This window comes from Acidovorax sp. YS12, from assembly GCA_021496925.1.
In the GTDB taxonomy this organism is placed as follows: Bacteria; Pseudomonadota; Gammaproteobacteria; order Burkholderiales; family Burkholderiaceae_C; genus Paenacidovorax.
This window is the reverse complement of record CP053915.1, coordinates 3,885,730-3,898,992: the sequence shown is the minus strand read 5'-3', so window position 1 is coordinate 3,898,992 and position 13,263 is coordinate 3,885,730. Positions and strand designations below refer to the sequence as shown.

At 71.5% G+C, this 13,263-nt stretch carries 7 protein-coding genes; 3 read left to right on the top strand and 4 right to left on the bottom strand.

Annotated features, from left to right (window positions below; translation table 11 throughout):
- Positions 1-53 precede the first annotated feature (53 nt).
- Positions 54-1,082, top strand: a complete 1,029-nt coding sequence (locus YS110_17455) for an ornithine cyclodeaminase (protein UJB66415.1) — start codon at positions 54-56, stop codon at positions 1,080-1,082.
- Positions 1,083-1,123: 41 nt separating this feature from the next.
- Here YS110_17455 and YS110_17450 read toward each other — a convergent pair whose 3' ends face one another.
- The gene (locus tag YS110_17450) at positions 1,124-1,453 is read right to left on the bottom strand and encodes a hypothetical protein (GenBank protein UJB66414.1); all 330 of its coding nucleotides are present in this window, start codon (positions 1,451-1,453) and stop codon (positions 1,124-1,126) included.
- A complete protein-coding gene (locus YS110_17445) occupies positions 1,450-2,412 on the bottom strand; it encodes a LysR family transcriptional regulator (GenBank protein UJB66413.1) in 963 nt (320 codons plus the stop codon). The genes YS110_17450 and YS110_17445 overlap by 4 nt, the downstream gene beginning before the upstream one ends.
- A gap of 98 nt (positions 2,413-2,510) precedes the next feature.
- Here YS110_17445 and YS110_17440 point away from each other — a divergent pair, with 98 nt between their 5' ends.
- Positions 2,511-3,689 carry an MFS transporter gene (locus YS110_17440; GenBank protein UJB66412.1) on the top strand — a complete coding sequence of 393 codons (1,179 nt, stop codon included), beginning with the start codon at positions 2,511-2,513 and terminating at the stop codon, positions 3,687-3,689.
- A gap of 135 nt (positions 3,690-3,824) precedes the next feature.
- On the opposite strand, the gene YS110_17435 is transcribed toward YS110_17440, so the two are convergent.
- Positions 3,825-5,105, bottom strand: a complete 1,281-nt coding sequence (locus YS110_17435) for a voltage-gated chloride channel family protein (protein ID UJB66411.1) — start codon at positions 5,103-5,105, stop codon at positions 3,825-3,827.
- A 239-nt stretch (positions 5,106-5,344) separates the two neighbouring features.
- Here YS110_17435 and YS110_17430 point away from each other — a divergent pair, with 239 nt between their 5' ends.
- On the top strand, positions 5,345-7,099 hold the full coding sequence (locus YS110_17430) for a HAMP domain-containing protein (GenBank protein ID UJB66410.1): 1,755 nt from the start codon (positions 5,345-5,347) through the stop codon (positions 7,097-7,099).
- A gap of 148 nt (positions 7,100-7,247) precedes the next feature.
- On the opposite strand, the gene uvrA is transcribed toward YS110_17430, so the two are convergent.
- Positions 7,248-13,130 (bottom strand): excinuclease ABC subunit UvrA, encoded by a 5,883-nt coding sequence (gene uvrA, locus YS110_17425; protein UJB66409.1) that lies wholly within the window; start codon positions 13,128-13,130, stop codon positions 7,248-7,250.
- Positions 13,131-13,263 lie beyond the last annotated feature (133 nt).

Sequence of the window (13,263 nt, the reverse complement as noted above, 5' to 3'; positions counted from 1 at the left end):
CGCGCCGCGCCGGCGGCGCACAATGGCGGCAGGTTCAGCCCCTCCTGCACGCCATGACGCAGCTCATCGACCTCCCCTGCCTGGCCCGGCTCGTGCGCGAGGTGGGCCCGGCACCCTTCCTGGCCGGGCTCTCGGCACGCATCGAGGACGCCTTCCGCCGCTGGCCCGCGTTCGCCAAGTCGGCGCGCCTCGCCCACCACGGCGGGCAGGGCGTCATCGAGCTGATGCCCGTCTGCGACGGCACGCGCTACAGCTTCAAGTACGTCAACGGCCACCCTGGCAACCCCGCCCAGGGCCTGCCCACCGTCATGGCATTCGGCGTGCTCGCCGACATGGCCACGGGCATGCCGCTGATGCTGGCCGAGGCCACGCTGCTCACCGCGCTACGCACCGCCGCCACCTCGGCCCTGGCGGCGCGGCTGCTGGCCCGGCCCGGCAGCCGGCGCATGGCCTTGATCGGCAACGGGGCGCAGGGGGAGTTCCAGGCGCTGGCATTCCACGCCTTGCTGGGCATCGACGACATCGCCCTGTTCGACACCGACCCGGGCGCCACGGCCAAGCTGCGCGCCAACCTGGCGCCCTGGGCACCGGCGCTGCGCCTGCGCGCCGCCGCCTCGATGCCGGAGGCGGTGCAGGGCGCGGACATCGTGACCACCGCGACGGCCGCCCTGTGCCGGGCCCAGGTGCTCACCCCGGCGCTGGTCGAGCCGGGCATGCACCTCAACGCCGTGGGGGGCGACAGCCCCGGCAAGACCGAACTGGCCCCCGAGGTGGTGCGCGCGGCGCGCGTCGTCGTCGAGTACGCGCCGCAGACCCGCCGCGAGGGCGAGATCCAGCAGCTCGCGGCGGACCACCCGGTCACCGAGCTGTGGCGCATCCTGGCGGGCGAGGCCCCGGGGCGCACGTGCGCCGAGGAAGTGACGCTGTTCGACTCCGTCGGCTTCGCGCTGGAAGACCACGCCGCCCTGGACTACGTGTACCAACTGGCGCAGGAGCGCGGGCTGGGGCGCGATGTGGCCCTGGTGCCAGGCGCCGGAGCGCCCAAGGACTTGTTCGCGCGCACCCTCGGAAATTCACCCTGAAATAAGGCTGCAGCGCTTACCAGACAAGCGCAAGCAGCTACTTATTCAGGAGCATTCTCGGCCGGGAAGGCCGCCAGGTCGGCGTCGCACCCCAGCCCGGCGCCAATCCAGCGCCGCGCCAGCGCGTGCCACAGGGCGCCCCCCACGCCTCGCACACCCTTGCCAGCCGGACCGGCCAGCGCGCCGCAGCGGTAGCACTGCGCTGCCGCGTTCCACTGCAGCGCCACGCACGCCCCCGTGCGGCGGCGCGACAGCAGCATGCCCAGCGGGCACGGTTCGGCCAGGCAGCACAGGCCGCAGCCGTTGCACGGCGCGCCGCGCGCGGGCTTGGGCGGCGCGGCGGGTTCGATGTGGATGATGCGCGGGGTCATGGGCGCTTCCCGCGCTTCCCGCGCCACTGCTCCGCGTAGCGCAGGTCGACGTTCGCCTGCAGGAAGTCGAGCACCGCGCGCGTGCGCGGCGGCAGGCGGTCGGGCCGGCCCAGGTACACTGCGTGGATCGGTTCGAGCACGCCGGTGTTGAACGCCTCCAGCACCACCGCAAGGCGCCCGGCCGCGAGGTCGTCCCAGGCGTGGTAGAGCGAAAGCCGGGCCAGGCCCACGCCCTGCAGCGCGAGCTGGCGCATCACATCGCCGTCGTTCACGCGGACCACCTCGCCGATGTCCACCGCCACGCGCCGGCCGTCCACGTCGAACGGCCAGTGGGGAATGGCGCGCTGGTAGTTCCAGCCCAGGCGCACGTGGCGGCGCAGGTCGTCGGGGTAGCGCGGCAGGCCCTGGCGTTTCAAATAATCGGGCGCGCCCACGATCACCTGCCGCGTGCGGCCCAGCAGGCGCGCCACCATGTCGGACGGCGGCAGCTCGCCCCAGCGGATGGCGATGTCGATGCCCGCCTCGGCCAGATCCACCACCCGGTCGGTGAAGTGCAGGTCCAGCTGCAGCCCCGGGTGCGCTTCGAGCAGGCGCGGCACCAGGGGCACGAGCAGCCGCTGGCCGGTGGAGGTGCTGGCGCTGATGCGCACCACGCCCCGGGGCGCGCTGCGCGCAGCCACGGCGGCCTCGATCTCGTCCAGGTCGGCCAGCACGCGCTTGCCGCGCTCGTAGAGCTGGGAGCCCTCGGCCGTGAGCTGCACGCGCCGCGTGCTGCGCTGGAGCAGCTGCACGCCCAGGCGCGCCTCAAGCCGCGACATGGTCTTGCTGATGGCCGAGGGCGATACGCCCAGGTGGCGCGCGGCGGCGGAGAGGCTGCCGCGCTCGGCCACGAGCACGAGCAGCTCCAGCTCGCCGGAGCGGTTGGCGTCGAGGCTGGCGGCTAGGGGCGGCGCGTTCATTTGTTCCCATGAGGAATAGGCACGTTTCCATTATTCCATCTACACAAAATACAAGGCACACCCCAAAGTCCAGGCATTCCCCATCGCAAGGACTTCGCATGCCCCTCTCCCTCCTGGCCCTCGCGGCCGGCGCCTTTGGCATAGGCACCACGGAATTCATCATCATGGGCCTGCTCACGCAAGTGAGCGAGGACCTGCGCATCGGCATCCCCACGGCGGGCACGCTGATCTCGGGCTACGCCATCGGCGTGGCCGTGGGCGCGCCCGTGCTCACGCTGCTCACGCGCGGCTGGCCGCGCAAGCGCCTGCTGCTGGCGCTGATGCTGGTCTTCATCGCGGGCAACGCGGCGGCCGTGTTCGCGCCCGGCTACGGCTGGCTGATGGCGGCGCGCGTGCTCACCTCGCTCACGCACGGCACCTTCTTCGGCGTGGGCGCGGTGGTGGCCACGGGCCTGGTGCCGCCCGAGAAAAAGGCATCTGCCATCGCGCTGATGTTCTCGGGCCTCACGCTGGCCACGCTGCTGGGCGTGCCCGCGGGCGCGTGGATCGGGCAGCACCTGGGCTGGCGCATGGCGTTCGCGGCGGTGGCCGTGGTGGGGGTGCTGGCCTTCGCCATCCTGGCGGCCTTCGTGCCGCAGCGGCTGGAACAGCCCGCCGCCGCGCCGCTGCGCGAGGAACTGGCCGTGCTCGCGCGCGGCCCGGTGTGGCTGGGCCTGTTCATCACGGTATTCGGCTTCGCGGGCGTGTTCGCGCTCTACACCTACGTGGAGCCGCTGCTCACGCAGGTCACGCACATGGGCAACGGCCTCGTCGCCTTCACGCTGCTGCTGTTCGGCGCAGGCCTGGCAGCGGGCAACCTGCTGGGCGGCAGGCTGGCCGACCGGGGCGTGGTGCGTGCGCTGTTCCTCAGCATCGGCACGCTGACGGTGGTGCTCGCCGCCGGGCGCTGGGCCTTCGGCCACGCGGCGCTGGCCATGGCCTACGTGGTGGCGCTGGGCACGGCGGCCTTCGCCACCGTGGCGCCGATGCAGATGCGCGTGCTGCAGCAGGCCGGCGCCGGGGGCGCCAACCTCGCGTCGAGCCTCAACATCGCGGCCTTCAACCTCGGCAACGCCCTCGGCGCCTGGGTGGGCGGGCTGGTGCTGTCGCAGGGCCTGGGCCTGCTGGCGGTGGGCTGGGCCGCCGCGGGCCTCACGGCCGTGGGGCTGGCGCTGGCGGCCTGGAGCGTGCGCGTGCACAGGCCAGGCATGGCCGGGGCGGTGCCGGGCTGCGCCTAGTACTCCGTTTCATCAAAATGTTGACGAAATGAAATCGATGCATTGGTTCGTCAGGCAAGGCGCAAACCGCAGCGATAGCCATAGATATCGCGAGGATTTGCAACGCAGCATGGCGGACCAAGGCACGATTTCGTGTCAATGTTTTGGTGAAACGGAGTACTGGGACTGGCCTGCGTGCGGCGTCACGGGTGGGTGGCACCCATGCTTGGCGTGGCCTACGCGCTGGGCGCGGTAGATGCCCGCGTGCCCCGAGAACAGGTAGGCCGTGACGCAGCCGATGGCGGCCCAGGGGCCGGCGGCGCTGCCGAACAGCTCCATCGCCATCAGCGTGGTGGCGATGGGCGTGTTGGCCGCGCCCGCGAACACCGCCACGAAGCCGATGCCCGCCATCAGCGCGAACGGCATGTGCAGGAGCGGCGCCAGCGCGTTGCCCAGCGTGGCGCCGATGTAGAACAGCGGCGTGACCTCGCCGCCCTTGAAACCCGCGCCCAGCGAAACCACCGTGAAGCCCAGCTTGCCAAGGAAGTCCCACGGCCGCATGGGCTCGTGGAACGCACGCGCGATGTCCGGCAGGCCCAGGCCGATGTAGCGCTGCCCGTCCAGCGCCCACACCGCCGCCGCGATGGCGATGCCGCCGACGAACGGGCGCAGCGGCGGCCAGGCGATGCGGCGCTTGGCCAGCGCGCCGAGCCGGTGCGCCAGCGCGGCGAACAGCATGCCCGCGAGGCCGAAGGCGATGCCCGCGATGACCATGGCCGCCACGTTCCACGGCGTGAACGGCGGCAGCGCGCCGATGGCGTAGTGCGCGTGCCGCACGCCCCAGGCCAGGCACACCTGGTCGGCCACGATGGCGGCCACCACGCAGGGGAACAGCGCGTCGTAGCGCATGCGGCCGATGGCCAGCACCTCCAGCCCGAAGACGGCACCCGCCAGCGGCGTGCCGAACACCGCGGCGAATCCCGCGCTCATGCCCGCCATCAGCAGGATGCGGCGGTCCTCGCGCGGCAGGCGCAGCACGTGGGTGAGCTGGTCGGCCAGCGCGCCGCCCATCTGTACGGCCGTGCCCTCGCGCCCCACCGAGGCGCCGAACAGGTGCGACGCCACCGTGCCCCCCAGCACCAGCGGCACCATGCGCAGGGGCACGACCGTCCTGGGGTCGTGGATTTCGTCGATGAGGAGGTTGTTGCCGCCGTCCACCGGCTGGCCGACGCGGTGGTACACCAGCCCGACCGCCAGCCCCGCCAGGGGCAGCAGCCAGAGGATGCCGGGATGGGCCACGCGCCAGTCCGTGGCGCGGTCGAGCGCGAGCAGGAAGAAGGCCGATGCGCTGCCCGCGAGAACGGCGGCGGCGCAGGCGATGGCGAGCCACTTGCCGCAGTACGGCAGCGGTGCGAGGGAAATGCGGAATTTGTGCATGGGTCAGGGGCGCAAGGTGAGCGGGCTGACCGATGCCGGGAGAGCGGACGCGAGCGCCTACAGCCCCCGACCGCGGTCAGGTGTCTGTAGGCGTCATCAACCGCGCGCAGCGCGGTGGTTAGGGGAGGAACGCCATCTCCTGCGGGCACTATAGCCGACGGCGTCCATGGCAATTGTGAGAGCATGGTGCCATGGCCGCGCCACGGCACGAACGGCCATTTCCTACGGAGTTCACAACCATGTTTTTCAAACATTTATCGGTGGGCCGCAAACTATGGGCCCTGGTCCTGGGGCTGACGCTGGCGCTGCTGGTTCTGATGGGCGGGTTGCTGTCGCACCTGCTCGATCTTGGCGACCAAGCCGCACGCACGGCGCAGCTCAGCGAAGAGCGCATCAACCTCGCCGTACGCTGGCGGGGTATGGTGGCGCTCGATGCGCACCGCGCCGTGATCCAGATGGGCACCAGCGACACGGCCCTGGCCGGGCGCATGGAGAAGGAATCGGGCGCCGGCACCCAGGCCATCACCACGGTGCAGAACAAGGTCAAGGAACTGGTGGTCTCGGACGAGGGCAAGGCGCAGCTCGAACGCATCGGTGCCGCGCGCAGCCAGGCACTGGAGGTCATCAGGCAGGCCGCGGCCCTGCGCGGCCAGGGCGATGGCGCCGCCGCCACGGCCCTGGTCAACGACAAGCTGCAGCCCCTGGTGACGGCCTACGTCGGCGAGCTGGACAGCTTCATCCAGCTGCAGGAACGCCGCCGCGACGAGGCCGCGCAGCGCACCCAGGAACAGCGCCAGCGCGCGCTCTGGGTCAGCCTGGCGGTATGCGCCGTGGTCGTGCTCGGCGCCCTGGCGCTGTCGGCCTGGCTGGTGCGCTCCCTCACCGAGCCGCTGCAACGCGCCGTGGGCCTGGCGGACGCCATCGAGGGCGGCGACCTGACCCAGGACATGCACGACGAGCGCGGCGACGAGCTCGGCCACCTGCTGCGCGCGCTCTCGGCCATGGGCGCCAAGCTGCGCGCCGTAGTCGGCGAGGTGCGCGCGGGCGTGGAGTCGGTCTCCGCCGCCGCCGGCCAGATCGCCACGGGCAACCACGACCTGTCGGCGCGCACCGAGCAGACCGCCGCCAACCTGGAGGAAACCGCGGCCAGCATGGAAGAACTCACGGCCACGGTGACGCAATCGGCCGACACCGCGCGCCAGGCCAACCAGCTCGCGGCCCAGGCAGCCCAGGCGGCGCAGCACGGCGGCGAGGTCGTGGGGCAGGTGGTGGCGAGCATGGAGCACATCACCGAATCGAGCCGCAAGATCGGCGACATCATCGGCGTGATCGACGGCATCGCCTTCCAGACCAACATCCTGGCGCTGAACGCCGCCGTCGAGGCCGCGCGCGCCGGCGAGCAGGGCCGGGGCTTCGCCGTGGTGGCGGGCGAGGTGCGCACCCTGGCGCAGCGCAGCGCCGAGGCCGCGAAGGAGATCAAGGGCCTCATCACCACCAGTGTGCAGAACGTCGAGCAGGGCTCGCAGCAGGTCGGCCAGGCCGGGCAGAGCATGGGCGAGATCGTCGACAGCGTGCGCCGCGTGAGCGACCTGATCGGCGAGATCACCGCCTCCACCACCGAGCAGCGCGACGGCATCGGCCAGGTCAACCAAGCGGTGGCCAACCTCGACCAGATGACGCAGCAGAACGCCGCCCTGGTCGAGCAGGCCAGCGCCGCCGCCGCCTCCATGAGCGAGCAGGCCCAGCGCCTGGCGCAGGTGGTGTCGGTGTTCAACGTGGGGGCCTACGCCAGCCACGCCGCCGCGCCCACCCGCCGCAGCGCGCGCCCGGCGCCCGCGCCCGCGCCGCGCCCGGTGGCGGCCAAGCCGGCCAGCAAGCCCCTGCCCCCGCCCGCCGCCAAGGCAGCGCCCGCCCCCGCGGCGGCGCGCATTGCCACGCCCCCGAAGCCGGCGGCGCCCGCCGCGGGCGGCCAGGACGACTGGGAAAGCTTCTGACCCGTTTTCCATGGCGCTGCGCACCACCCGCAGCCGATGAAACCGGCGCGGCCAGGCCAGCGGACGCCGCGCAAGGGCCGCCCCGCCGCGCAGGCGTCGTCCCCCTGCCCGCGCGAAGCGCGAGAGCGGGGGGAAGCGGCGCAGCCGCTCAGGGGGGTGTTATTTCACTCCCCCGCGCCAGCACCGGCGCCAGCGCAACGCCGGTGTGCGTGCCCAGGCGCACCACGTCCTCGGGCGTGGCGGCAGCGACGATGCGCCCGCCGCCGCCGCCGCCCTCGGGGCCGAGGTCGATGATCCAGTCGGCCTCGGCGATCACGTCGAGGTCGTGCTCGATCACCACCACGCTGTGGCCGCCATCGACCAGGCGGTGCAGCACGTGGATGAGCTTGTGCACGTCGGCCATGTGCAGGCCGACGGTGGGCTCGTCGAGCACGTAGAGCGTGTGCGGGCTCTTCTGCCCGCGCCGGCCCACGTCGTCGCGCACCTTGGTCAGCTCGGTCACCAGCTTGATGCGCTGCGCCTCGCCACCGCTGAGCGTGGGGCTGGGCTGGCCCAGCGTGAGGTAGCCCAGGCCCACGTCCTTCAGCAACTGCAGCGGGTGGGCGATGCTGGGCATGCTGGCGAAGAACGCCACGGCCTCATCGACTTCCATCTGCAGCACGTCGCCGATGCTCTTGCCGCGCCAGGTGACGGCCAGCGTCTCGGGGTTGAAGCGCGCGCCGTGGCAGACCTCGCAGGGCACCTTCACGTCGGGCAGGAAGCTCATCTCGATGGTGCGCACGCCCTGGCCTTCGCAGGCCGGGCAGCGGCCCTCGCCGGTGTTGAAGCTGAAACGGCCCGGCGCGTAGCCGCGCGCCTTGGCCTCCAGCGTTTCGGCGTAGAGCTTGCGGATGGTGTCCCAGAAGCCGATGTAGGTGGCCGGGCAGCTGCGCGGGGTCTTGCCAATGGGGGTCTGGTCCACCTCCAGCACGCGGTCGATGGTCTCGAAGCCGGACAGGCCGGTGCAGCCGGCCAGCGGCGGCGCCTTGCCCGCGTCCATGGCGTCGCGCCCGGCCTTGGTGGCGCGCTGCTGCACCCAGGCCTGCACGTTGGCCAGCATCACGTCGCGCGCCAGCGTGGATTTGCCCGAGCCGCTGACGCCAGTGACGGCCACCAGGCGCCCCAGCGGCACGCGCGCCGTCACGTCCTGCAGGTTGTGCAGGCGCGCGCCGTGCACGGTGAGCCAGGCCTGCGGCGCTTCTGTTTTGGTAGCTGCTTGCGCTTGCTCTGCCTTGTTTTCGGATACTTTTCTATCTGAATCCGTTTCAGGAAAAGCGCCAGCAGCTCCTTTTTCAGGAGCATCAACCGGCCGGCGCGGCTGCAGCGGGTGGCGCAGCGCGTGCAGCAGGTAGCGGCCGGTTTGCGACTCGGCGGCGGCCTGCACGTCGGCCACGCTGCCCTGGGCGATGAGGCGCCCGCCGCGCTTGCCCGCGCTGGGGCCGATGTCGATGATGTGGTCGGCGCGGCGGATGGTGTCTTCGTCGTGCTCCACCACCACCAGGGTGTTGCCCTTGCCGCCGAGCTTGTGCAGGGCGTTCAGCAGGATCTGGTTGTCGCGCGCGTGCAGGCCGATGGTGGGCTCGTCGAGCACGTAGCACACGCCCTGCAGGTTGCTGCCGAGCTGCGCCGCCAGGCGGATGCGCTGCGCCTCGCCGCCGCTGAGCGTGGGCGCGCCGCGGTCGAGCGTGAGGTAGGACAGGCCCACCTCTTCCAGAAACTCCAGCCGGCTCTGGATTTCGGGCAGCAGGTCGCGCGCGATGCCGCGCTCGCGCTGCGTCAGCGTGCCGGGCTGCTGCAGGCTGGCGATCCAGGCGCGCAGCGTGCTGACCGAGAGCTGCGCCACCTCGGTGATGCCGCGCCCGGCGAAGCGCACGGCGCGCGCCGTGGCGTTCAGGCGCGTGCCCTGGCAGGTGGGGCAGGCGGCATCGGCCAGGTCGTCCACCTCGGGCTCGGCGAAGGTCTGCTCGCGGCCCTTGTCCTTGTCGGCCTGCACCGAATCGTCGAGCAGCTTGCGCTGCTCTTTGGTGAGCTTGACGCCCGTGCCCACGCAGTCGGAGCACCAGCCGTGCTTGCTGTTGTACGAGAACAGGCGCGGATCGAGTTCGGCGTAGCTGGTGGCGCACACCGGGCAGGCGCGCTGGGTGGAAAACGCCTGCAGCCGCCCGATGCCGGCCGTGGACTGGCCCAGCGCCATGGCGTCCTGCAGGCCCTCCAGCCCGCTCAGCACATGCACCACGCCCTTGCCCAGCTCCAGCGCCTGGGCCAGCTTGCTGCGCAGCAGGTCTTCCTGCGCGGGAGAGACGTCGAGGCTGAACACGGGCAGCTCGATGGTGTGCTCCTTGAAGCGGTCGAGGCGCGGAAAGCCGGTGGTGGGCAGGAACTCGCCGTCCACGCGCAGGTGCGTGTAGCCGCGCGGGCGCGCCCAGTCGGCCAGCTCGGTGTAGACGCCCTTGCGGTGCATGACCAGCGGCGCCAGCAGCCCGATGTGCTGGCCGCGGTAGGCGGTGAGCAGCTGCGCGGCGATGCTGTCCATGGTCTGCGGCTGCACGGCCGCGCCGTCGTGCACGCAGTGCTGCACGCCCAGCTTGACGTAGAGCAGGCGCAGGAAGTGCCAGACCTCGGTGGTGGTGCCCACCGTGCTCTTGCGCCCGCCGCGCGACAGGCGCTGCTCGATGGCCACCGTGGGCGGTATGCCGTACACGGCATCGACCTCGGGCCGCCCGGCCGGCTGCACGATGCTGCGCGCGTACGCGTTGAGCGACTCCAGGTAGCGGCGCTGGCCTTCGTTGAACAGGATGTCGAACGCCAGCGTGGACTTGCCCGAGCCCGACACGCCGGTGATGACGTTGAACTGGCCGCGCGGAATGGCCACGTTCAGGTGCTGCAGGTTGTGTTCCTTGGCGTTGACGATTTCAATGGCGTTTTTGGCCTGCAGCCCTTGTCCATCAAGCGCTGGCAGCTTCTTTTTCGATAGCACAACGGGCGCTTCGTGCACCGCGTGGCCGCCCAGGCCCAGGGCCTGTTCATAGTCGCGCAGCGCCTGCGCGGTGTGCGAGCGCGGGTGCTGGCGCACTTCCTCGGGCGGGCCCTCGGCCACGAGCTGGCCGCCGGCGTCGCCGCCCTCGGGGCCGAGGTCGATGAGCCAGTCGCTGGCGCGGATCACGTCGAGGTTGTGCTCGATGACGATGAGCGAGTGCCCGGCGTCCAGCAGCTTGCGCAGCGCGCGCATGAGCTTGGCGATGTCGTCGAAGTGCAGGCCGGTGGTGGGTTCGTCGAACAGGAACAGCGTGCCCTTGCGCGCCAGCGGCTGGCGCGACTTGGCCTGGCTGCGCGCCGCCTCGGCCAGGAAGCCGGCGAGCTTGAGGCGCTGCGCCTCGCCGCCCGAGAGCGTGGGCACGGGCTGGCCGAGCTTGACGTATTCCAGCCCCACGTCCTGGATCGGCTGCAGCGCGCGCACCACCTCGCGGTCGGCGGCGAAGAGCTGCACCGCTTCGCTCACCGTCAGGTCGAGCACGTCGGCCACGTTGAGCAGGCGCCGGCCACGTTCGATGCGCACCTCCAGGATCTCGGGGCGGTAGCGCTTGCCGTCGCAGTCCGGGCAGCGCAGGTACACGTCGGAGAGGAACTGCATCTCCACATGCTCGAAGCCCGAGCCGCCGCAGGTGGGGCAGCGCCCGTCGCCCGCGTTGAAGCTGAACTTGGCCCCGGTGTAGCCGCGCTCGCGCGCCAGCGGCGCGGTGGCGAACAGCTCGCGCAGGGCATCCCACGCGCCCACGTAGCTCACGGGGTTGGAGCGCGCGGTCTTGCCGATGGGCGACTGGTCCACGAACACGGCGTCGCTCAGGTGGTCGGCGCCCAGCAGGCGGTCGTGCGCGCCCGGCGCCTCGGTGGCCTTGCCGAAGTGGCGCAGCAGCGCGGGCGCCAGCACGTCCTGCACCAGCGTGGACTTGCCCGAGCCCGACACGCCGGTGACGGTGACCAGGCGCTGCAGCGGAAATTCCACGCTCACGTCGCGCAGGTTGTGCTGGCGCGCGCCTTCGAGCACCAGGCGCGGCGTGGCAGCCGTGACCATGCGCTTGAGGCCGCTGCCGATCTGCCGCCGCCCGCCCAGGTACTGGCCGGTGAGCGTGTCGGCGTGGCGCAGCTGCGCCACCGTGCCGTCGAACACGATCTGGCCGCCGCGCTCGCCAGGCTGCGGGCCCATGTCGATCACGCGGTCGGCGCACAGCATGACGGCCGGGTCGTGCTCCACCACCACCAGGGTGTTGCCCGCATCGCGCAGGCGCAGCATGGCCTGGTTGATGCGGTCCATGTCGCGCGGGTGCAGGCCGATGCTGGGCTCGTCGAGCACGAACAGCGTGTTCACCAGCGAGGTGCCGAGCGCCGTGGTGAGGTTGATGCGCTGCACCTCGCCGCCCGAGAGGGTGCGGCTTTGCCGGTCCAGGGTGAGGTAGCCAATGCCCACGTCGCACAGGTACTGCAGGCGCGTGGCGATCTCGGTGTGCAGCAGTTGCAGCGCCTGGGCCGTGCCGTCCTGCACGGTTTTTTCGGCTCCAGCGCCCGCCCCACCTGCGCTGGCAGCTATCACATCAGGAGCAAGCCGGGCGAAGAAGCGGCGCAGCCGCTCCAGCGGCAGCAGCATCAGGTCGTGCAGGCACAGGCCGGGCAGCGCCTCGAGCTGCGCGCGCGTCCAGGCCACGCCCTGGGGCAGGCAGCGCTTTTCCGGTGCCAGCACGGCGTCGGCATCCTCCCGGGTGCCGATGCGCCACAGCAGGCTCTCGGTCTTCAGGCGCGCGCCGCCGCAGGCCGGGCACGGCGTGTAGCTGCGGTACTTGGACAGCAGCACGCGGATGTGCATCTTGTAGGCCTTGCTCTCCAGGTACTCGAAGAAGCGCTTGATGCCGTACCACTGCTTGTTCCAGTTGCCGGCCTTGAAGTCCGGCGTGCCGTCGATCACCCAGCGCTGCTGCGCGGGCGTGAGCTTGTACCAGGGCGTGTCGCGCGGAATGCCGGCGCTCTCAGCGTGGCGCATCAGGTCGTCCTGCACCTCGGCCCAGGCCGGGGTCTGGATGGCCTTGATGGCGCCAGCGCGCAGGGTCAGCCGGTCGTTCGGAATCACCAGGCCCCAGTCCACGCCGATGACGCGCCCAAAGCCCCGGCAGGTGTCGCACGCGCCCACGGCGGAGTTGAACGAGAACATCGACGGAATCGGCTCGGCGTAGCGCAAGTCGCTGTCGGGGCAGTGCAGCCCGGTGGAAAAGCGCCACAGGTCCCAGGCATCGTCTCCCTGCTGGCAGTACACCGTCAGGCGCCCGCTGCCGCGCTTGAGCGCCACCTCGATGGCCTCGACGGCGCGCGCGCGTTCCACGTTGCCCATGCGGAAGCGGTCGGCCACCACGTCGAGCAGCTTGCGCCCCTCGTGCGTGCGCTCGGCCTGCACCTTGGTGAAGCCGCTGGCCGAGAGCCATTGCGCCATCTGCTCGGGCGTGGTGTTGGCGGGCAGCTCCACCGGGAAGGTGAGCACGATGCGCGGGTCGCCCAGCGCGGCGCAGCGCGCGCCGAGTTCGGCGTAGATGCTGGCGGGCGAGTCGTGGCGCACCGGCTGCGCGGTCTGCCGGTCGAACAGCTGGCCAGCGCGGGCGAACCAGAGCTTGAGGTGGTCGTTCAGCTCGGTCATGGTGCCCACGGTGGAGCGCGAGCTGCGCACCGGGTTGGTCTGGTCGATGGCAATGGCCGGGGGCACGCCTTCGACCTTGTCCACGGCGGGCTTGTCCATGCGGTCGAGGAACTGGCGCGCGTAGGCGCTGAAGGTCTCGACGTAGCGGCGCTGGCCCTCGGCGTACAGGGTGTCGAACACCAGGCTGGACTTGCCCGAGCCGCTGACGCCGGTGACCACCGTGAGTTCGCCGGTGCGGATGTCGAGGTCGAGGTTCTTGAGGTTGTGCTGGCGAGCGCCGTGGATGCGGATCAGGCCCTGCGGTGGCTGGTTCATGGACGGTATCGGGGATGCGTGGGGCGGAACATTCTAGGCCTGCTGCCAGCAACCTGGCAGGCGCCACGGTTTGCCCCCGCCCCATGGCACCCCCGCAAAAAAGCCCGCACGCGGCGGGCTGGGTCTGGCGGCT

What these genes read in the sequence shown, in the direction of transcription:
- YS110_17430 (UJB66410.1), top strand. Translation starts at nt 5,345, where the DNA reads ATGTTTTTCAAACATTTATCGGTGGGCCGCAAACTATGGGCCCTGGTC.
- YS110_17450 (UJB66414.1), bottom strand. Translation starts at nt 1,453, where the DNA reads ATGACCCCGCGCATCATCCACATCGAACCCGCCGCGCCGCCCAAGCCC.
- YS110_17440 (UJB66412.1), top strand. Translation starts at nt 2,511, where the DNA reads ATGCCCCTCTCCCTCCTGGCCCTCGCGGCCGGCGCCTTTGGCATAGGC.
- YS110_17435 (UJB66411.1), bottom strand. Translation starts at nt 5,105, where the DNA reads ATGCACAAATTCCGCATTTCCCTCGCACCGCTGCCGTACTGCGGCAAG.
- YS110_17445 (UJB66413.1), bottom strand. Translation starts at nt 2,412, where the DNA reads ATGAACGCGCCGCCCCTAGCCGCCAGCCTCGACGCCAACCGCTCCGGC.
- uvrA (UJB66409.1), bottom strand. Translation starts at nt 13,130, where the DNA reads ATGAACCAGCCACCGCAGGGCCTGATCCGCATCCACGGCGCTCGCCAG.
- YS110_17455 (UJB66415.1), top strand. Translation starts at nt 54, where the DNA reads ATGACGCAGCTCATCGACCTCCCCTGCCTGGCCCGGCTCGTGCGCGAG.